Source organism: Rariglobus hedericola (assembly GCF_007559335.1).
Lineage (GTDB): Bacteria > Verrucomicrobiota > Verrucomicrobiia > Opitutales > Opitutaceae > Rariglobus > Rariglobus hedericola.
Genome location: NZ_VMBG01000001.1, coordinates 1,961,409 through 1,980,362, shown reverse-complemented (window position 1 = coordinate 1,980,362; position 18,954 = coordinate 1,961,409). Strand labels below are relative to the sequence as shown.

At 60.9% G+C, this 18,954-nt stretch carries 16 protein-coding genes; 4 read left to right on the top strand and 12 right to left on the bottom strand.

All coding sequences use genetic code 11. The annotated features are described in order from the left end of the window. Nucleotides 1-3: 3 nt before the first annotated feature. Nucleotides 4-540 carry a BON domain-containing protein gene (locus FPL22_RS08660; RefSeq protein ID WP_144229805.1) on the bottom strand — a complete coding sequence of 179 codons (537 nt, stop codon included), beginning with the start codon at nt 538-540 and terminating at the stop codon, nt 4-6. 199 nt (nt 541-739) lie between these two features. Between FPL22_RS08660 and FPL22_RS08655 the strand changes: the two genes are divergently transcribed. Together FPL22_RS08655 and FPL22_RS08650 are read left to right on the top strand one after the other, a co-directional pair. After that, nucleotides 740-1,522, top strand: a complete 783-nt coding sequence (locus FPL22_RS08655; protein ID WP_144229801.1) for a 3-ketoacyl-ACP reductase — start codon at nt 740-742, stop codon at nt 1,520-1,522. A 302-nt stretch (nt 1,523-1,824) separates the two neighbouring features. Beyond that, nucleotides 1,825-4,341 (top strand): ATP cone domain-containing protein, encoded by a 2,517-nt coding sequence (locus tag FPL22_RS08650; protein ID WP_144229799.1) that lies wholly within the window; start codon nt 1,825-1,827, stop codon nt 4,339-4,341. A gap of 224 nt (nt 4,342-4,565) precedes the next feature. Here FPL22_RS08650 and FPL22_RS08645 read toward each other — a convergent pair whose 3' ends face one another. Continuing rightward, complete coding sequence (locus FPL22_RS08645; protein ID WP_144229797.1) at nt 4,566-4,796, bottom strand: hypothetical protein; 231 nt, start codon at nt 4,794-4,796, stop codon at nt 4,566-4,568. A 168-nt stretch (nt 4,797-4,964) separates the two neighbouring features. On the opposite strand from FPL22_RS08645, the gene FPL22_RS08640 reads away from it, so the two are divergent. Next, entirely contained in the window at nt 4,965-5,969 is a 1,005-nt protein-coding gene (locus FPL22_RS08640) for an SAM-dependent methyltransferase (protein WP_144229795.1), read from the top strand. A gap of 9 nt (nt 5,970-5,978) precedes the next feature. Here the strand turns inward: FPL22_RS08640 and FPL22_RS08635 are convergent, their stop codons facing one another. The 9 genes from FPL22_RS08635 to FPL22_RS08595 all read right to left on the bottom strand — a co-directional run bounded on the left by FPL22_RS08635 (nt 5,979) and on the right by FPL22_RS08595 (nt 15,906). Further along, nucleotides 5,979-6,227, bottom strand: a complete 249-nt coding sequence (locus tag FPL22_RS08635) for an H-X9-DG-CTERM domain-containing protein (RefSeq protein ID WP_162525238.1) — start codon at nt 6,225-6,227, stop codon at nt 5,979-5,981. A 21-nt stretch (nt 6,228-6,248) separates the two neighbouring features. Continuing rightward, entirely contained in the window at nt 6,249-6,743 is a 495-nt protein-coding gene (locus FPL22_RS18145) for a type II secretion system protein (RefSeq protein WP_144229791.1), read from the bottom strand. 155 nt (nt 6,744-6,898) lie between these two features. Beyond that, nucleotides 6,899-7,750 carry an SGNH/GDSL hydrolase family protein gene (locus FPL22_RS08625; RefSeq protein WP_144229788.1) on the bottom strand — a complete coding sequence of 284 codons (852 nt, stop codon included), beginning with the start codon at nt 7,748-7,750 and terminating at the stop codon, nt 6,899-6,901. 88 nt (nt 7,751-7,838) lie between these two features. Next, nucleotides 7,839-9,599, bottom strand: a complete 1,761-nt coding sequence (locus tag FPL22_RS08620) for a pectate lyase family protein (RefSeq protein WP_144229786.1) — start codon at nt 9,597-9,599, stop codon at nt 7,839-7,841. A 58-nt stretch (nt 9,600-9,657) separates the two neighbouring features. Further along, nucleotides 9,658-12,003 (bottom strand): carbohydrate binding domain-containing protein, encoded by a 2,346-nt coding sequence (locus FPL22_RS08615; RefSeq protein WP_162525237.1) that lies wholly within the window; start codon nt 12,001-12,003, stop codon nt 9,658-9,660. Between the two features lie 74 nt (nt 12,004-12,077). Next, complete coding sequence (locus FPL22_RS08610; RefSeq protein ID WP_144229782.1) at nt 12,078-13,139, bottom strand: hydroxyacid dehydrogenase; 1,062 nt, start codon at nt 13,137-13,139, stop codon at nt 12,078-12,080. A gap of 20 nt (nt 13,140-13,159) precedes the next feature. Beyond that, nucleotides 13,160-14,353 carry an autotransporter-associated beta strand repeat-containing protein gene (locus FPL22_RS08605; RefSeq protein ID WP_144229780.1) on the bottom strand — a complete coding sequence of 398 codons (1,194 nt, stop codon included), beginning with the start codon at nt 14,351-14,353 and terminating at the stop codon, nt 13,160-13,162. An 18-nt stretch (nt 14,354-14,371) separates the two neighbouring features. Beyond that, complete coding sequence (locus FPL22_RS08600) at nt 14,372-15,214, bottom strand: DUF2334 domain-containing protein (RefSeq protein WP_162525236.1); 843 nt, start codon at nt 15,212-15,214, stop codon at nt 14,372-14,374. A 14-nt stretch (nt 15,215-15,228) separates the two neighbouring features. Then, nucleotides 15,229-15,906, bottom strand: a complete 678-nt coding sequence (locus tag FPL22_RS08595) for a prepilin-type N-terminal cleavage/methylation domain-containing protein (protein ID WP_238991349.1) — start codon at nt 15,904-15,906, stop codon at nt 15,229-15,231. 207 nt (nt 15,907-16,113) lie between these two features. Here FPL22_RS08595 and FPL22_RS08590 point away from each other — a divergent pair, with 207 nt between their 5' ends. After that, the gene (locus FPL22_RS08590) at nt 16,114-17,808 is read left to right on the top strand and encodes a glycosyl hydrolase family 28-related protein (RefSeq protein WP_144229774.1); all 1,695 of its coding nucleotides are present in this window, start codon (nt 16,114-16,116) and stop codon (nt 17,806-17,808) included. Here FPL22_RS08590 and FPL22_RS08585 read toward each other — a convergent pair. After that, nucleotides 17,781-18,854 carry a LacI family DNA-binding transcriptional regulator gene (locus FPL22_RS08585; protein WP_144229772.1) on the bottom strand — a complete coding sequence of 358 codons (1,074 nt, stop codon included), beginning with the start codon at nt 18,852-18,854 and terminating at the stop codon, nt 17,781-17,783. The genes FPL22_RS08590 and FPL22_RS08585 overlap by 28 nt on opposite strands. Nucleotides 18,855-18,954 lie beyond the last annotated feature (100 nt).

The window sequence follows — 18,954 nt, the reverse complement described above, 5'->3', positions numbered from 1 at the left end:
TGATTACATCTTGTCGGCGGCGGGGACGACGACTTCGGCGCTTTCGACCTTCAAGAGGGCGATAACTTGGGAGACGCCATCGGTATTGAGAGCGACGGCGACGGCGCGACCGACCAGATCAAGCGTGGCAACTTCGCCGGTGAGGGTGACGATACCGTTGTCGGCATCGACGTTGATCTTGAGGGCGGAGAGATTGCTGTCGGCGACGAACTTGCCGTTGATGACGGTGACGATGCGGGCGTTGTCGAGGGCTCCGCCGACCTTCTCGCCAGCAGCGAGGGTTTTCTCACGCACCACGCGGCCGGACTTTTCGAGGTCGGACTTGATGTCGGACGGGGTGAGTTTCCATTCGGTAAGCTTGGCGGCAACGGCATCCTTGGCATCGACGGCTGCATCCTTGGTTTTCTCTGCGGCGGAATCAGCGCGCTCGGAAAGCGTGGGTGAATGGGCCGGAGTGGTATCGTTTGCATCGTGGTTCTTCGAGCAGCCGGCGAAGAAAAGAGCGATCAAGGGCAGGGGAAGCAGTAGGGACGTTTTCATAATATGGTAATAGGAATCAGGGTTGTGTGGATAATCTATCCGCAACGATGGACAGAGGTTTGGGCGATCGGTTCGCCGCTGATTTTAATTACGCCTCAGCCCGTTGGGTTCCGGATTCGTGCTAGCGTTTGGCGGGAATGTGCTGTCGGGACGTGGTTTTGCTTTTGCCGCGAAAGCACGCGCTGCGTTGCCTGATCTCATGATTAAAAAATCCGCACTCGTTACGGGAGCATCGCGCGGCATCGGCCGTGGTATCGCCATCGAGCTCGCCCGCGCAGGTTATCGCGTGGCGATCAATTATGCCGGCAACGCCGAAGCGGCGGCCGAGGCGCTTGAGCTCGTGAAGGGTGCGGGCGGCGAAGGTTTCATCGTGCAAGGCGACGTTTCCGTGGCGGCGGATCGCGAGCGGCTGGTGGCGGAAACCGTGCAGCAGTTTGGGCGCATCGATCTTTTGGTGAACAACGCCGGTGTGGCTCCAAAAGTGCGCGCCGACTTGCTCGACGCCGGTGAGGAGAGTTTTGACCGCCTGTTCAACATCAACCTCAAGGGACCGTATTTTCTCACGCAACTCGTCGCCAAGCAGATGCTCTCGCAGGGGACGGATGAGGAAGGTTTCCGCGGCCGTATTGTGAACATCACCTCGATCTCGGTTTACACGGCGTCGATCAATCGCGGCGACTACTGCATGGTGAAGGCCGGCCTTGCGATGATGACGAAACTCTTCGCCGACCGTTTGGCCAACGATGGCATCAACGTTTACGAAATCCGCCCGGGTGTGATCGCCACCGACATGACCGGTGCCGTGAAGGAAAAATACGACAAGCTCATCTTGCAGGATGAACGCGGGATCACGCCCATCCGCCGCTGGGGCAAGCCGGAGGACATCGGTCGTGCCGTGCGCGCGATCGCCGAGGACCGCTTCCCGTTCACGACCGGCACGGCGTTCGATGTGGACGGCGGTTTCCACCTGCAACGGCTTTGATCAGCCCGCTCTTCATTTCCAAAAGCGCACTTCGGTGCGCTTTTTTTGTGGCTGAGCATTGTTAGCGGAAACAGCAGATCGATGTTCTGAACCGGTTCAGAACATCGGGTAATAACCGGGATATGGGGGATGCGGTAGTTTGACCGGCCGGTTAATGGAATGTCTCGTGACTCATGTCCCGGCCGCAGTCGTTTTATTTCGGTAAAACCGAGGCCTGCACGCAGGGAGCATAAATCCATCGGAAGCCGCACTCCTGCGTTTTCTGTGTATATTTCAAACCTGTTCCGTCCGTCCGCATCCCCATGAATTCCGCGTCTCGTTCCCCACTGTCCCCGCACGCTGCCATTAAACCGCGCCACGGTTCGCAAGTCCTCCAGCGTCACATCGCCGCCGCTGATCGCGAGGTCATCAAGCGCGACGGTTCCCGCGTTCGCTACGACCAAAACAAAGTCACCCGGGCCATCGCACTCGCGTTTCGCGAAGTTCATACGGAAAACGACGCAAATCCCTATCGCGACGACATGCTCGCGTGCTTCGGCCTGGACAGCGACCGCTTTATCGAAGCCACGAAAATCGCCGAGGCGGTTTCGCAGATGCTCGAACTTTACTACCGCCAGGGTCTGCATCCGACCATCGAGCAAGTGCAGGATTCCGTGGAGAAATCCATCGCCGGCGCCGGCCATTGGGAAGTCGCGCGTGCCTACATGCTTTATCGCGAACGTCGCGCGCTCACGCGCCTTGCGACTTACAACGAGAGCGGTCTCGCCGATTACATAGCGATGGCCAAATACTCGCGTCACCGCGCCGACTTGGGGCGCCGTGAAACGTTCGCCGAAGGCGTCGAGCGCGTGATGGAAATGCACCAGTCATTTTTCTCCGCGAAACTGGACAAACGTTTTCCGGCCAAGCTACCGACGTCGCTTGTCGCGCTGGCTGGCGACAATGCCACGCTACTCGAGAAAATGCTCAGCGCACGCCCGCTCGGTGACGTGATCGAAAGTGTGTTCGCCGATGTGACCGCGAAGCGCGTGTTGCCCAGTATGCGGTCGATGCAGTTCGGCGGCGAAGCGATCCTCTCGAACAACAGCCGCATGTTCAATTGCAGCTTCTCCAACGTGGATCGCGTGGAGTTTTTTCGTGAGTATTTTTTCCTGCTGCTGAGCGGCTGCGGCGTCGGATTCTCCGTGCAGAAGCATCACATCGCGCTCTTGCCGCCGCTGCCCGCACGCGCGTCGGCGCACGATCTGCCGGTGTGGCATTTTCATGTTATGGACACCATCGAAGGCTGGGCCGATGCGTTGCACGCGCTTTTCCAGTCATTCTACGAAGGCAAAAAAATCGAGTTCAGCTACGCCGCCATCCGCCCGCGCGGAGCCCACCTGCGCACCTCCGGCGGCAAGGCGCCCGGGCATCTTCCGCTTAAGCAGGCGCTCATTCGCATCGAAGCCATCCTGGACGGAGCTACGGGACGCTCGCTACGGCCCATCGAGGTTTACGACATCAACATGTTCACGGCGAAGGCCGTGCTCGCGGGCGGTATCCGTCGTTCGGCGACAATCTGTCTCTTCTCGCCCGACGATGAGGAGATGATGGATGCGAAGACGGGCAACTGGTTTGAGACCAACCCGCAGCGCTCCGCCTCGAACAACTCCGCGGCGCTCGCGCGCGACGAGGACAACGCCGTGCACTTCCACCGGCTCTTCAAAGCGCAGAAGGAATTCGGCGAGCCCGGATTCTTTTTCTGTGACCATCCCGAGGCGGGTTGCAATCCGTGCGCCGAGATCAACCTGCTGCCGGTCATCGATTGGGAACTTTCGGGTGAGGAACTCTCGAAGCTTTTTGCCTGGGGCTACAAGGGCGACCTGCCCGGCATGGCGCGCCTCTCGGGTTTCCAGCACTGCAATCTCACGACGATCAACGGACGCGCCGCGACCACGCCTGAGCGTTTTTATGAAGCGTGCATCGCCGCGACGACCATCGGCACGTTGCAGGCCGCCTACACCGACATGCCGTATCTCGGACCGGTGACGCGCCTCATCAACGAACATGATGCGCTGCTGGGGGTGTCGATCTGTGGATTCATGGATAATCCCAACGTCCTCTTTGATCCCGAGATTCTGCGCAAAGGCGCCAACCTCTGCCGTGCGACCAATCGTTTCGTGGCGGAAGTGCTCGGCATCAAGCACGCCGCGAAGATCACGACGTGCAAACCGGAGGGCACGGCTTCGTTGTTGCTCGATGCGGCGTCGGGGATTCACCCGCATCACGCGCGTCAGTATTTCCGTCGGGTGCAGGCGAATCGCAAGGAACCGATTTACGCGTTCTTCAAGTCTATCAACGCGCAGATGACCGAGCCCTCCGTGTATAGTCCGCAGACGGATGATGTGATCACGTTCCCCGTGTCGGCGCCGGAAGGGGCAATTCTGCGCAAGGATTTGAACGCGCTCCAATTCCTCCAACTCGTGATGCTCGTGCAGCAAGCCTGGGTGATTCCCGGCGGTGATCCCTTGTCGCGCAGCGCGGGGCTGCATCATAACGTGTCGAACACCTGCACGGTGCGCGCCGACGAGTGGGCGGCGGTGGCGGATTTCATCTGGGCCAACCGCACGCTCTTCACGGGAGTTTCGCTGCTTCAAGATGCGGGTGACAAAGCCTACGCACAGGCTCCGCGCGAGGAGGTCATGACGGATGCCGACATCGCCCGCTGGAACGCGCTGCGCCCGCGGCCGGTAGACTACACGAAGCTCCGGGAGCACACCGATGAAACCAGCCTGAAAGACATCGTCGCATGCGCGGGCGGCGCGTGTGAACTACCTTGAAACGTGTGCACACGAGAATGCGAACCGGCCGCGAGCGGAATGGGTAGGCGGCGTTTGCGTCCAAACCGGTTTGTAACCTATTAAGTTACAAACCGGTTTGTGTGGTAACTGCGCTTGATGGGGTTTGGAGGATTGGGACTTGCAGGGATTCGGACATGAAAAAACCGCGCCGGAAAAGAGGCGCGGTTGATGTTGAAACCGATGGCGTGGTGCCAAGGCCTGGATTACATGGCCTTCTCGGCTTTCGCCTCGTTTTTGCCGCCGCATTTCTCGCAGTTTTTGTCATCCTTGGCATTGGCCGCGCAGCAACCATGCGTGCAGCTCTTGCCTTCGGCGGCGGCTTTTTCGCAGCACTTGGCGGGCTTGCCTGCAGGTTTCGTTTCTTCGGAGCGAACGAGGTTGGCGAAGGCGAACGAGGCGACGATCAGGGCGAGGGAGAGACGGAGTGTTTTCATGGGTGTTTTTTTGGAGTGAATTTGGGGCGGACCGCTAATCAGATATACTACGACTAATTAACTTTCAGGGATGCTCAACACCGGAACTGATTGGGAGCGGTTGAGCGAATCGACTGTGAAGTAAAATTTCTCGCCGCGTCGTGGCACGCGCGGCACGCTGCGGCTCCAATGATTTTTACCTGCCAACCCGGATTCACGGACCTGCTCGCCGGCGAGCTGAGCACGCATGGTTTTTCACCGGTGGAACAAGGCGCGGGTTGGGTGCGGACGGAAGGTGGCCCGAAGACCGAGCTGCCCGATCTGTGCTTTCCGCAGATGGCCCTGTTTGATCCGGTGGAGATTGCGGCGGATTCGGTGAATGCGCTCGCGGCGAAGATCACGGAACAATTTCTGGCGTCGGCCAAGACCGAGCGTTTTGAGGGCGAGTGGCCGTTTCTCTTTGAAGAAGCCGCCGAGATGGACGGCCTCGGTCGTCGCGTGAAAGGTGTTGAAAAGATGGTTCAGGAAAACCTCAAGAAGCGCATGAGCCGGGTCGCCAGGCTGGCGGTGGCGGACAAGCCGCGCGGTGTGGCCCAACTGCGAGGGTTGTATGTGTTCTTCGTGGATTTTAAGCGGGCGTATGTTTCGCGCGAGGCATTCTTCGGCGGACAGCGCCGCATGGCTGACGACGAACAGGCTCCGTCGCGTTCTTATCTGAAAATCGAAGAGGCTTACATCGTGCTCGGGCGTGAGCCTGGGTTTGAGGAGACGGTCGCCGATCTCGGTGCGGCGCCGGGTGGGTGGAGTTACAGTGCGTCCAAGCGCGGAGCGAAGATCGTCGCGGTGGACAATGGTCCGCTCAAGGGCGGCGCGTATAACAACTACAAGATCGAGCACCGCATGGAGGACGCGTTTACGTTCCGTCCGGCGCCGGACCAAGTGTTCGACTGGATGTTCTGCGACCTCGTCGAGGAGCCGCATCACGTCATGGAGAACCTGATACAGCCGTGGTTGGAACGCGGTTGGTGCCGGCGTTTTGTGATTATTTTGAAATTCGGTCGAGTGGACCCGCTGGCGTTGTTACGCGATGTGCGTTCGCCGGACTCGGTGTTCTCGCGTTGCGCGACGAATATCCGCGTGCGTCATCTCTACCACGACCGTGAGGAGTTCACGATCGTGGGCGAGCTAAAGTGACCCTGCGGGTCAGTTTCTGAAGGCCGCGACGATGATGGCGGCTTCAGGCGTCAGGCTTTCCACGTGGCCGTCGGCGAACAGGTAATTGGCGCTGGCGCCGTGACGCTTGGGCGCGCCGTTTCCGTAGCCGTCGAGGTGCGAGGTGTCCACGGTCCAGGCGGTGGACACGTTGATGAAGAATTCGGAACTGTCGCCGACGAGAACGGTTTTTGACGGGGTGGTGAGTGCAGCGGCTTTAAACCGGCGGGTGTTTTCCAAGCCCAGGTGCCGGCGCTGTAGTTAACACCCCCTACATTTCATATTCAGATTCATGCCATACCCGGCGGTGCTGATGTTGCTTTGGGAGGACATCGTTGCGGACGTGTTGAACAGGAGGTCGTAAGTCGGGCAGTGGGCGACGTTGGATGTGCCGTAAGCATTCTGAACCTGCTGAATGGTGGTCTGTTCGCGGATGATGTAACGGCTGATTTCAACCTGCCAGTTTTCGCCTGAAGGATTAACGCCGGGAGGCGGGTTTTGCTTCTTGTAGGATCCGGATGCATCTCCCGGATAAGGATAGGTGGCTTGGCGGACCGCAGGATAAAATCCGTTATTGTCTGCCGCGTAGAGAGGAAAGGCTGCACCGAGCTGACGCAGGTTGCTGACGCAAGTGGAGCGGCGGGCGGCGTCGCGGACTTTGGAGACGCTGCCGATGATGACGGCGGCAAGAACTCCGATGATCGCAATGACGGTCAGTAACTCAATGAGGGTGAAAGCGCGGGAACGTGAACGCATGGCCGGAAGGGGTGGAGGGTTTCCAAGGGGTAACTCGGAGCGTATCCACACCCTAGCCACTCGGATAAAAACCGGAAGGATGGCTACGTTCTCACAATAGAATGGGGCGCCTTAGCGAGGCGGAAGGCGCCCGCCCTCCGTATAACTCTTAACGCTCAGGGTTGCTTCACGAGTTGTAGCTGCTCCCAGGCGAGGGCTTGGAGTTTTTTGCTGTCTTCGGTGGAGAGCTTGATGCGAACGGCGGCGGCGTTGTCGGACGGGAGGTCGCGCGGGTCGGCGTCGTAGATGCGTCCGTAGAAGAGCAACGCGGAGATGTAGGCACCGATGGCGCTCTGGTGGTAATTGTCCTTGCCCCAGATTTTGAGCGGCCCCTCGGAGTCGGGTGTGGCGGGGTTGTCGGCGAGACCTTGTTTTACCGCGGCGAGGAACGTGTCGCCCACGGGGACCCAGCCTTGCAGGGCGTTGTCCTTGGCGGCAGCCGAGTAGGCGGAGCGCAGGCCGGCCTGCATGTCCTCGATAGTGGCGAAGCGGCCCTTCATGACGACATCTGGACGCGCCCAGGTTTCGTAGAGCCAGATTTTGACCTTGGGGTTTTGGGCGGTGAACAACTCTTTGAGTTTCGGCACGTGGGCGCGGAAGGAATCGAAGGACTTGGTGCCGCCGTTCGCCTCGGGAATAGGGCCGGTGCTGTAATCCTGGAGAATGACGATGTCCCACGCTTTATCGATGAGCTCCCTTTTGGTTTCGTAGTGAAACTGAAGGGTTTTTCCACCGACGGTTTCCATGGAGACCGTCGGGGTTTTACCGCCGGCGACAGCGAGGACCTCGAAGATGGCGGGGACGCCGCCTGGTTTGCCTGCGTTCAGATCGGTGACGGTGCCGATGTCGAGCGGGCTGGGGACGAAGGTGAAACTATTCCCGACGAAGAGAATGTTCTGGGCCTGCAGGCAGGCGGTGAAAAGAAAGGCGGAGATCGCCAGTAAACGGACGGGGCGCAGGGGGTGCATACACCCGCACATTGGGCGATTTTTTCGCGGGCGGGAACGCTTTTCCATGTCATTCAATAGCACGACTGAGATCGGCGCGGAATGCGACTCAAGGCAGCAACCTGGCTCGCTGGGCGAGCTGGATGTCGTAGATCGATCCGGTGACGGGTTGGCCGGTGAGTTCGAAGAGGACGCGTTTGGAGACGGGGCCGACCTGAAGATCGGGTGTGGTGATTCGGGTGCCTTGGGTGGTGGCGGGAAAACGGGCGTAGCCGTCTTGCACGCGGATGCCGTCGGGGCCGGTGGTGGCGTGGGCACCGACTACGATTCCAAATTCGGCGGGCGTGACGCCGACCAGGTTGCGGCGGAGATCGTTGTTGGTTGAACTCCGGGTGTTAAGGCCGGCGCTTTCGTAGTTCCAGACGATGGCCCAGCCGCAGGTTTCGTAGGCGTCGCCGCTGAGCGTGCCGCGATTCACCATGAGCAGGCCGGACTCTTTGGAGTAATGATTATCCCAGAGGATGGCGTAGGCGTATTTGAGGTGCGTGTCGTCCACACATTCGCCGGTGGTGATGTCGGTGTTGAAGCGCGAGTCGAGGGATTTGCAGCCCTTGATAACGATGTTGCTGGTCTGCGGCGCGGCGGTAGTGAAGCCGTGGCGCGTCTGGCTGGCGGTGCAGTTTTTGTAGAGGAGGTTTTGTCCCTTGATGTAGAAGCCGTAGCCGGAACCGCCGCCGCCGCTGTTGTGCGCGTTGGCGGCGATGCAGTTGAGAAACGTGACGTTGACCGAGTGCGAAGTCATGAACGCCTGGGTGCGGAAGGATGCGATCTCGACGTTTTTGAAAAGACCGTTGTGGAGGCCCTTGATGGCGACGGTGGTGCCGATGTCGGACTCGGGAGTGGTCACGCCTTCCTCGGGTGCGGCGGTGAAGGTGAGGTCTTGGAGTCCGCAATTGCGAAGGAGTTCGACGGAGAGCGGCGAGACGGTGACGGCCATCTCGGCCGGATCGAGGTCGCGGGGGATGGGCACATCAAGGAGGAGGGCGTCGCCTTTTTTGGCTACGATGCAGCGGAGGAAGGCGAAGGCGTGGCTGGCGTCGGTGAACTTGGGCTGGTTGTCGGAATCGTAGTTGGTCCAGCGGAGCGCGCGCGGGGCCTTGGCGGGATTGAAGGCGTTTTGGCGGACGAATTTTTCCGACATGATCTGGCGGATGACGATTTGATCGCCGACGTTGAGCGCGGCGGCGCTGGCGACGGTGAGCGTGCGCGTGCCGAGCGTGACCGGAGACTTCACGGTGGTTCCGCCGGTGGCGCGGGCGTAGTGCCACGAGGAGCTTTCGGCTTTTTGGAAATTGACGACGCCGGTGCCGAACGCGGCGTTCTGGCGGTCGGCGGCGGCTTCGGCGGCGTGGTAGGTAGCGTCCACTTGGAGCGTGGTGCGACCGATGCCGGCGCCTTTGATCACGGTGTTGTCAGTGGTGACGTTGACGGACTTTCCGCCGGTGCCGATGCGGAAGGTGCCGGCGGGAATAATTACGGTGCCGCCGGAAGGAAGCGCGGCGAGGGCGGCGTTGAGTTTGTCGGTGATATCCTCGTTGGCGGCAGCGGAGATCGTCTGCGTGGCGGCGGGAATGCCGGTGAGGTCTTCGCGTTCGCCGTAGTGGTAGCCGGCGTAGGAGAAATCGAAGGTGCCGGCGTTCCAAGATTTTCCGCCGACTGTGAGCGTGGGGAAATTCCAGGAGCCGTCGGGTTTTTTAACGAGCAGTTGGGAGTTGGCGGCAAAGAGCCCGCTCCCGAGGGCGAGCAAGGCGATCAGTCCGAGGCGGACGAAAGCGGTGAAGGCGAAGGACGGGAGCGGGCGGTGTTTCATGGGTGGAGGAGACTGAGCGGGCGCGCACTAGGCGCGCCCCTACGGGCAGCTTGGATAATTACGGGACGAGGGGCAGCACTTTGGCGCGTTGGGCGAACTGGATGTCGTAGATCGACTCGGCTACGGGGGAGCCGGAGTGTTCGAACAGGACGCGTTTGGAGCCGCCGCCGACCTGGGCGGCTGCGGAGGTAATGGCAGAGCCCCAGTCAGCGGGCTGCATGTTGTCGCCGTTGATGCGGGTGTAGTTGTCGGCCACACGGATGCCCGGACTTGTCTTGCTCTGGACGTTGGTGACGAGGCCGAGGCCGTGTGCGGAGTGTGCGCCGACGACGATGCCGAAGAGGCCGGGGGTGATGCCAATCAGGTTGCGACGAAGGTCGTTGCCGGTGGGGCTGAGGGGGTTGATGCCCTCGTTTTCGTAATTCCAGACGATGCCCCAGCCGCAGGTCTGATAGGCGAGGCCGCTTTGATTGCCACGATGGACCATCATCAAGCCAGCGCCCTTGGAGTAGTGGTTGTCCCAGAGGATGCCGTGGGAATATTGGAGGTGCGTGTCGTCAACCGTCTCGCCGGTGTTGATCCCGGTATTGAACCGGTAGTTCAGGGCGGAGCAGTTTTTGATGACGATATTGGACGTCTGCGGGGCGGCGGTGGTGTAGCCGTGGCGGACGTTGTCGGCGAAGCAGTTTTTATAGAGGAGATTCTGGCCGCGGATGTAGAAGCCGTAGCCGGCGCCGCCACCGCCGCAGTTGGCGGCGTTGCTGACGGAGCAGTTGATGAACGACGTGTTGACGGAGAAGCCCGTGGCGAGTCCGAGGCTGCGGAAACTAAGGACGGACACGTTTTTGAAGAGACCGTTCATCAGGCCGGTGGCCATGACCGTGGTGCCCATGGAGGACTCGGAGCTGCTGACACCGTCCTCGGCGGTTCCGGCGAAGGACAGGTCTTGCAGGCCGGAGTTTTGCACAAAGTTGGAGAGGGCGCGGGGGACGACGGTGATGCCTTTGTCCGTGGCATTTGCCTTGTTGGCGGGGTCGAGAGCATGGGGGAGTGGGATGTCGAGGGTCAGGACGTTGCCCTCGCGCTTCTCGATCTTGCGAATGTAGCTCAAGCCGTATTTGGGAACGTTGAAGAGCGGTTCGTTCGCGGCGTTGTAGGTCGTCCACTTCCAAGGTTTGGTGGCGCCGGCGACATAGGCGTTGGCCTCGACGAAGGCGGGCCACATGATCTGGCGGATGTTGACGGTCGCGCCCTCGATGAGGGTGTTGCTTGGATCGGATACGGTGATGAGTTTGTCACCGAGGAGGATGGGCACGGTGACGAAGGCGGCGTTGCTTAGCACGTTGCCGTTGATCCAGTCGCCGCTGTCGTTGCCGTTGGACAAGGGCAGCACGAAATTGATCACGGCCTTTCCGAAAGTCGCATCCTGCCGGTCGGCGACGAGTGCGGCCGAATGATAAGTGGGATGGACGTTGAGGATGGTCAGGCCCATGCCGGCGCCCTTGATCACGACGTTGTTTTTCGAGACGACGATGGCGTCGCCGATTTTGTTTTCACCGATGAAGTAGTTTCCTGCGGGAATATTCACCGTGCCGCCGAGGGTGGCAGGCAAGGCGGCGATGGCGTCGATGATTTTTTGCGTGATGTCGGTGTTCTGCGCGGCGACGATAGTTTGGACGCACGCGGGGTTGTCGGCGGCGGTGGGGATGCCGACGAAGATCTCGCGTTCGCCGTAGTTGTAGCCGGCGTAGGAGAAGTCGAAGGCGTCGGCTTTGAAGGGCTTGGTTTGGACCGGGTTGGACGTGCCGTTGATGTTAACGGAAACCGAGGGAAAGGTCCACGGGGCGGTGGGGGAGGTCCGGGTCATCAGCGACGATGTCTGGCCCTGACGGGTGACGACGACGTTGTCCACGTAGAAGGTGGCGGTGTTGCCGCCGATGCGGAAGCTGAGGTCCACATCCGTGGTCGTGGCCGCGGTGTGCTGGTAAGTAATGCTGAAATGGGTGGGGGCGGTCGTGAGGGCCACGCCGTAGGAGGAGTGGTAGATCGCCGAGGTGTTGCGAAGGAGGACGTCGATCGACTTGTTGACGGAGGAGTAGGCGTCGAAGGAGATGGTGTAGTAGGCGTTGGTGACGAGCGGCTGGCTGAGCGTATGCTCAAGATTCACATGCGACTTGGAGGTGCCGCCGTAGCCGATCATGACGCGACCCCAGCCGAGGCTGCTGGTGAGGTTGGCGTCGATGCCGATGCCCGAGGCGCGCTGGAGAGTCCACGGGGCGGTGTCGCTGGTGAAAGCGTCGTTGACGATGGCGTTGATGGCGCGGGCGGGAACGGTGGTGAACAGGGCGGACAACGTCAGTGCCACAAGGGCTCTACGGAGGTGGGGATGTTTGGGGGTGTTCATGGGGGCAGACATGGGGGTGACGTGCACACGCGGAGTGCGTGCGAAAGCAAAGTGTGGGGAACGCGGGACGGCGTTCAGGTGGAGCGGTCGTAGAGCTCGGGGGTGATCAAGGCTTCCGGCGATTCGCCGCGAAGATAGCGGGCGAGATTTTCCAAGGCGCGTTGTCCGCAGTGGGGGAAATGGTCGAATGTGGGGCCACCGATATGCGGCGAAAGAATCACTCCGGGCAGCGAGGCCAGCGGTGAGGCGGGATCAATGGGCTCTTTGCAGACGACATCGAGCGCGACCTGGATGCGTCCGCTAGCGGCTTCACGCACCAACGCTGGTTCATCGACGACGGGGCCGCGTCCGACGTTGACGAAGACGGCATCATCGGGGAGCGCGGCGAGCACGGTCGCGTTGATACTGGCGGTGCTTTGCGGGGTGAGTGCCTCGCAATCGAAAAACACTTCACTGCGTGTGGCGAGTTCGAGCAATGAAGTGAAAGGGGTGACACCGGCGGAGCGCATCAAGCCGGTGGGGACACCTGCGGAGTAGGCGGAGATTTCGACATCAAACGGTTGGAGCAGACGTATGAGCGCGCGGGCAACATGGCCGAAGCCGTGGATGCCGACCCGACGCCCGTAAAGGGAGCGGGGTTGCAGGCGCATGGTGCCGGAACGCCAGGGAACGGCCTTTGGGCCGTTGATGATCGGGCGCCAGCCGGGTTGGTTGCGCAAGGCGGCGAGGGCGAGCAGCAAGGCGTGTTCGGCGACGGTTTTACCGGCGATGTCGCCCCAGTTGGTAAGAAGACCGCCACGTTCGAGAAAGGTGCGCGGCACGAGATTGCGAACGGAGCCGACCAGATGGCAGACGTAGGCCAGCGGAGAACCGGCGTTGGCGAGAGAGAATGGGACGGCCGGCGTGGACCAGCACGAGACGATCACGTCTGGTTGCAGTTCCTGCATCATCGTCTGCCAGTAAGCAGGTGAAGGAAGTTCGTCGGTGCGCCAGTGAGCTTCGCCGTTGAGCGCGTCGAGCTCGGCCGCGAGATATTCGGGGAAAAATACGCGGCGCTCGTAATCGTTAAGCGCGAAAAAGACCCGCTTCGTGCGGGGGAGTGAAGGGGAGCTATCGACTTGAGGAAGCACGTGCATCGTCGGCGAACGAGGACGGCTCAGGCGTGGCGACGGCGGCGAGTGGCGGCGAGTCCGAGACCGGCGAGACCGGCGAGCATCGCGACGGTGGCGGGCTCGGGGATCGCGGAGACGGTGAGGGAACCGGTGCCCGAGAACGCCGATACGCCGAAGAAGTTGTTGAGGCCGGTGGCGTCGTAGGTGCCGTCGGCCAGAAACGTGGCGGTGACGGAATTAAAGACCGAGCCGACGGTTTCGGCCCCCGTGAAATTGAGCGCGATGGAGGACGTGCTGGCGAAGGTGAGGGCTTTAAGATCACCGATCGAGGCGTTGTTGCCAAAGGTGAGCGCGGCACCGGCGGCAACGGAGACATTGCCTCCGCCAAATGTGCCGGTGGAGCCGGTGGCGAGGGTGCCGGCGTTAACGGTGGTGGCGCCAGAGTAAGTGTTGGCGCCGGTGAGTGTGAACGTGCTGGAGCCGGACTTGGTGAGGGCGATAAATTTCGTGGCGTCGCCGTCCTTGATAACACCGCTGAAGGTGGAGTCGGTGCTGGTGGAGCTTACGGTCAATGTGGTGGTGCCGTTGGTCTGATTATTGGTGACCGTAGCGGCACCGGTGCCTCCGGTGGTCAGGCCGGCGATGGTTTGACTCACTCGCACGTCCAAGGTGGCGACGTTGGTTCCGGTGCCGATGATGACGGTCGTTCCCGTGGGAAGTGCTCCGTTGGCGCGTGGCTGCAAGGTGCCGGCATTGATCACGGTGTTGCCGGTGTAGGTATTGGCCACCGTCCCAAAGAGGCCCAAGGTGCCGATGCCGGATTTGGTGAGCCCGCTAGATCCGCTGAGTTTGGCGGTGATGGTTGCGGCATTAGCATTGGTGATGGTGCCGGTTACATTTAGAGAAAAAGCGTTGCCGGTGTCTCTGGCTATAACGTAGCTGGCGGGAGTGATCGTGATGTCATTGACCGTGATGTCTGACCCGAGTGTGACGGTGGCAGCGGTGCCGCCAAAGATAGCGGTGTCTCCGTTGGCATTATTCCAGGCGACGACGCCGGAGCTGTTGCTCCAAAATGCGCTGGTGGTGTCCCAAGTCCCGGCGCCGCCGGATCCGGTGGGGGCGCTGACGGTGCCTCCGAACGTGCCGGAAGGACTCCATGCGAGATTGGCTGCGTGGGCGGAGAGGGCCGTGATGGCTGACAGTAAAACGAGTGAAAGCGGGTGGAGGGAGGTCTTCATTTTTTAAAGGATGTGGGGTCAGTTCTTGGATGCGGAGGTCTTCAGCGAAGCGGCGAGTTCGGTCGGAAGCAGGGTCGGGATTTTGTTTTGGGTGATGTAGTCCACGATCTTCAGGAACTCGGCCCAGCGGGGTTCATCCCACTTGTTGGCGTGGCCCTGAAGGATGAAGTAGCGGCGATTGGCGGCGTGCTTGTTGTAGCCGGCGATGAATTTTTCGGAATTGGGAACGAAGAGCGGTTGCTCTATGTTCACGGCCCATACGCGATCAAGGACGGTGACCTTGCCGGCGGCGTTGAGCTTTTCGCCGCGTGCGTCGATGGGTGAGGGATAGAGCCAGACCTTCATCGACGGATCGTCGGTGAGGACCCTGGCCGTGGCGTCGAGATCGGCATCGGTGGCGGCGAGTTTTCCGCCGCCGGGAGGGCCGAAGGTCTGGAAGGTGAAGCCGAGTTTTTCCTGCGCGAGTTTCTGGGATTTATCGAAACGCTCCTTCTGCTCCCCGTAGGTGAGGGCGGTAAACTCGGCGGCTTCGACGTCGCCGACCTTGCGGACGCCGTGGTCGTAGCCGTGAAACCAGAATTCCACGAGGCCGGTGGCGTGCATTTCCTTTAACCAGGCGATGTAGGCGGGCTTGGGATTTTCGAGGGAGTTGGCGATGACGCCGAGGGAGAGCTTGATCTGGCGTTCACGGACGAGCGGGAGCAGTTTCCGCCAGCGGTCGGAGAGGTAGCCGCTGTCGTTGGTGCGGACGTCGTCGAGTTTGAATACAACCGGAACGATGTGAGCGGGCGGAGGTGTTTGTGCGCGCAACGCAGGGGCGATGCAGGCAAGCGCAGTGAGGGCGAAGAAAAGCGAACGCATGGGAGACCGGGGCATCAGGGATTAAGGAGGGCGAGCAAGGCGGCGTCGGAGTCGAGGGTGGCGACATGACCGTCGGCATAGAGGTAGTTGGCCTTGCCGGAATGACGAACGGGGTCGCCGCTGGTGTATCCGCCCAGCTGTGACGTGTCGGCTTTCCAGCTCCCGACTACATTCAGGTGATAACTCCCGCTGTCTCCGGCCAGAATGGTGCGTGCGGGACGGGCGATTTGGGTGGCCTTGAATCGAATGTCCCAAGGATTTCCTCCGGTGCCAAGGTTGGGACTCATACCGTAACCGCCGGTTGTGGTGATGGTGCTCTTCCACTTGGCGTCGTCTTGATAGGTTGAAACGAATTCGGGGCAAAATGCATAGGCATCGCTGCCGGCCTTGAGCTGGCTGAAATCTTTGACCGTGCGACTTTGGTAGGGGCTGAGTTCGCCCTGCCAGTTGTCCTCGGTGGGGTTGGTGCCGGCGACGCCCGCATTGCTGTTCTTAAAGCGCAGGGCGGGATAAAGACCTTTGTTGTCGGCGGCGTAGAGTTGGAACGCGACGCCGGTGCTGGAGAGATTGCGAACGCAGTTGGCGGTGCGGGCGCTCTTGCGGACATTACCGACGACAGGGATTAAAATGGCTGCAAGGATACCGACGATGGCGATGACCGTAAGGAGTTCGACCAGGGTAAAGGCGCGCAAAGGCGACGGGGTAAGCTGCCGTGGGGGGCGACACAGGTGGGGCATGAGGCGAACCTAAACCCAATCGACCGGCTTAAAAAGCGAGGGGCTGGTCAAATTGTTGAACTGATGAGTGTGTCGGGCGTCATCCGGGTGGTGACGCGAGGCTTCAACAATTTGACTTTCGTCGATCTTCGGTCGCGCTGAATCGATCCTTACCGTGCCTTGATGAATACCCCGACCGCCTCTTCTTCCCCAGCCTCGACCATTCCTCCTGCTTTTGTCTGCCGCATTCTTCTGGGAATTTTGGCGGTGGCCTCGGCGTCCGGTGCGGAGTGGCGCTCCACGCTTTATCCGGAAAAATGGGCGCCCGGATATGCCGACGCGGACGGCCGGTATCTCCATGATTTTTCCTATGCAGGCTATCACCGCGGCGAACTCGCGCTGCCCGAGGTGAAGGGCCCGGTGATCGATGTGACGCAGGCGCCTTTTCTGGCCGATGCGAGTGGAGTGAAGGATGCGACGGCGGCGATCCAAGCTGCGTTGGACGCGGCGATGCTGGCGGGTGGAGGCGTGGTGTATCTGCCCGAAGGAACCTACCGCGTGGCTCCGCCGGCGGGAGCGATGGCGGCGTTGCGTGTGGAAGGCGACCACATCGTGTTGCGCGGAGCGGGGACGGGACGGACGTTTGTGTTCAACGATTCGACGGACATGCGTGCGAAGCGCGTCATCCAAGTGAAAGCGAAGGATTCGCCGTGGTGGTTCGCTGATGCGGCCAAGGGAACGGCCAGTGTATTGGCGGGCGACGTGATCAAGCCCTCGTTGCGCGTGGCCGTCTTGGACGGGACGATTTTTAAGGCGGGGGATTTCGTGATCGTGCGCAGTGATCCGACTCCTCGATTCATCGAAGAAGCCGGCATGACCGGCAAGTGGACCGTCGATGAGAAAACGCCCAAGGCAAAGCGTAACAACCTCACGCTGGTCTATCCCCGACGCATCGTCGCGGTGGAGGGGAACACGCTGGTCCTCGACGTGCCGACACGATTGCCGCTGCGAACCGCGGATGGAGCACGTGTGCAAAAAATCGGCGGACATACGCTGCGTGAGACGGGCCTGGAGGATTTTTCGATCGGGATGAAACAACATCCGGCCACCGATTGGTCGAAGGAAGAAGGCTACGAGAAAACCGGCACGGGGCCGTATGACGTGCATCAATCCTACGCGATTGCCTTCGAAGGCATGGAGAATTGCTGGCTGCGTCGCGTGCACACGTATGCGCCGGACGGCAATGACCCTAAGATCCATCTACTCTCCAACGGCGTGCTCATGGGGCGCGGGCGATTCATGACCGTGGCGGATTGCGACATCGGGTTTCCGCAATACCGCGGCGGCGGCGGCAACGGCTACATGTATGTGTTGCACGGCAACGACGGGCTGATCCGCGACTCTCGCGCCGAGGGTGGACGGCATAATTTCGACTTCGGGTTGATGACGAGCAGCGGCAACGTGATCTACCACTGCACGGCGAAGGACGGACGGCTGTTTTCAGATTTTCACATGTATCTCTCGGCGGCGAATCTCATCGATAATGTCACCTGCGACGGAGATTCGTTTGAGGCGAATTTCCGTCCGTATGGCGGCACGCCCATGCACGGGATGAGCACGACGCAGTCGGTTTTTTGGAATTTGAACGGACTGCGTTATTCCACCGATACGGTGCCGTGGGAGGACTCCTCATTTACGCGCAAACAAGTGCTCATCCTGACGAAGGGACTGCGCGATAATTACATCGTGGGAACGCGCGGACCGGCATCGAAGGTCTCGGCCGACGAAGGCGCTTTTGTCGAAGGCGAAGGCCGCGGCGACTCGCTGCAACCGCAGTCACTCTACGTCGATCAGCTCGCGCGCCGTTTACGCCGCTGAGGCTTCGCGGGGCGGTCTGCGGTGGCATCGCGCACACTGGGTCCAAGTTTCCATTCGCCCTCGACGAGCGTGCGGATGGGCGTGGCGGGGACGCCGCGTTCGTTGCGTTGCAGCATGCCCGCGAGAAAGTCCACGGCGGTGGCGCCGATCAGCCGGTCGTTTTGATAAATGCCGGCGAGCCACGGGTCTTTGGGATCCACGTTGAGATTAGCCAGACCGACGTCATGCGGAATGCGCAGCTTCAGGGTTTTTTCGATCCACGGGCGCACCGCGCGATCCACCGCGACGACGACGTCGGGCTTGTGTCGTTTAAACCAAGTGACGAATTCCTCCTCCAAGCCCTCCTTGGTGAGAAGGGGCGGCACGCGGTCGGCGAGGGGTAGGTGATGTTGCATGAACAGCAAACCGCTGAGGTAGCTGCCGTTGACCTTCTCGTCCCAGTCGGAGCGCAAGAAAAGTCCAATGCGACGATAGCCCAGCTCGGCGAGACTGCGCATCATGAGGGAGGCGGATTGGTATTGGTGGTTGGTGACGACGTGCAGGTTGGACGGCTGCAGACTGTAGCCGAAGGCGAGTGGAGAGAACCCCGAGAGATCGAGACCGAGCGGAGTGTGCGCGAACGGCTGCGGCGCGAGCAGGAGGCCGGTGATGTTGCGCGCCTTGAGAATGGCGTGGGCGGCGTGCGCGGTCATCGCGGGACCGTGCAACCACAGTTCATCGATGCGGTAACCGAGCTGGCTGGCACGCTCGAGGGCGCCTTGGAAATAAAGATCGAAGGTTTTGATCCGACGCAGCTCGGACTGGACCGGCCAGTTGTTCACCCAGGCGAGGGTGGCCTGATAATTTACGGGACGCGTGCTGTTGCGATAGGCGGTGAGGGCGGCCATCGCGGGATCGGGGACGTAACCGAGTTCGTCGGCCACCATGCGTATGCGTTTGCAGACCTCGGGACGTAGCTTGGGGCTGTTGCGCAACGCGAGGCTGACGGTCGAGAAGTGAACTCCGGCGCGCGCGGCGATGTCTCGGATGGTGATGCGACGGGGCATGGGCTTGAGGTGCCACACCGAACGCCAGTGCGGCGGATTCGGCAATCACCGAACGCGGGCTTCACGTTCATTCAAAGGTTTGAAAGCCGTGCACCTTGGC

What these genes read in the sequence shown, in the direction of transcription:
- FPL22_RS08660 (WP_144229805.1), bottom strand. Translation starts at nt 540, where the DNA reads ATGAAAACGTCCCTACTGCTTCCCCTGCCCTTGATCGCTCTTTTCTTC.
- FPL22_RS08655 (WP_144229801.1), top strand. Translation starts at nt 740, where the DNA reads ATGATTAAAAAATCCGCACTCGTTACGGGAGCATCGCGCGGCATCGGC.
- FPL22_RS08650 (WP_144229799.1), top strand. Translation starts at nt 1,825, where the DNA reads ATGAATTCCGCGTCTCGTTCCCCACTGTCCCCGCACGCTGCCATTAAA.
- FPL22_RS08645 (WP_144229797.1), bottom strand. Translation starts at nt 4,796, where the DNA reads ATGAAAACACTCCGTCTCTCCCTCGCCCTGATCGTCGCCTCGTTCGCC.
- FPL22_RS08640 (WP_144229795.1), top strand. Translation starts at nt 4,965, where the DNA reads ATGATTTTTACCTGCCAACCCGGATTCACGGACCTGCTCGCCGGCGAG.
- FPL22_RS18145 (WP_144229791.1), bottom strand. Translation starts at nt 6,743, where the DNA reads ATGCGTTCACGTTCCCGCGCTTTCACCCTCATTGAGTTACTGACCGTC.
- FPL22_RS08625 (WP_144229788.1), bottom strand. Translation starts at nt 7,750, where the DNA reads ATGCACCCCCTGCGCCCCGTCCGTTTACTGGCGATCTCCGCCTTTCTT.
- FPL22_RS08620 (WP_144229786.1), bottom strand. Translation starts at nt 9,599, where the DNA reads ATGAAACACCGCCCGCTCCCGTCCTTCGCCTTCACCGCTTTCGTCCGC.
- FPL22_RS08615 (WP_162525237.1), bottom strand. Translation starts at nt 12,003, where the DNA reads ATGAACACCCCCAAACATCCCCACCTCCGTAGAGCCCTTGTGGCACTG.
- FPL22_RS08610 (WP_144229782.1), bottom strand. Translation starts at nt 13,139, where the DNA reads ATGCACGTGCTTCCTCAAGTCGATAGCTCCCCTTCACTCCCCCGCACG.
- FPL22_RS08605 (WP_144229780.1), bottom strand. Translation starts at nt 14,353, where the DNA reads ATGAAGACCTCCCTCCACCCGCTTTCACTCGTTTTACTGTCAGCCATC.
- FPL22_RS08600 (WP_162525236.1), bottom strand. Translation starts at nt 15,214, where the DNA reads ATGCGTTCGCTTTTCTTCGCCCTCACTGCGCTTGCCTGCATCGCCCCT.
- FPL22_RS08590 (WP_144229774.1), top strand. Translation starts at nt 16,114, where the DNA reads ATGAATACCCCGACCGCCTCTTCTTCCCCAGCCTCGACCATTCCTCCT.
- FPL22_RS08585 (WP_144229772.1), bottom strand. Translation starts at nt 18,854, where the DNA reads ATGCCCCGTCGCATCACCATCCGAGACATCGCCGCGCGCGCCGGAGTT.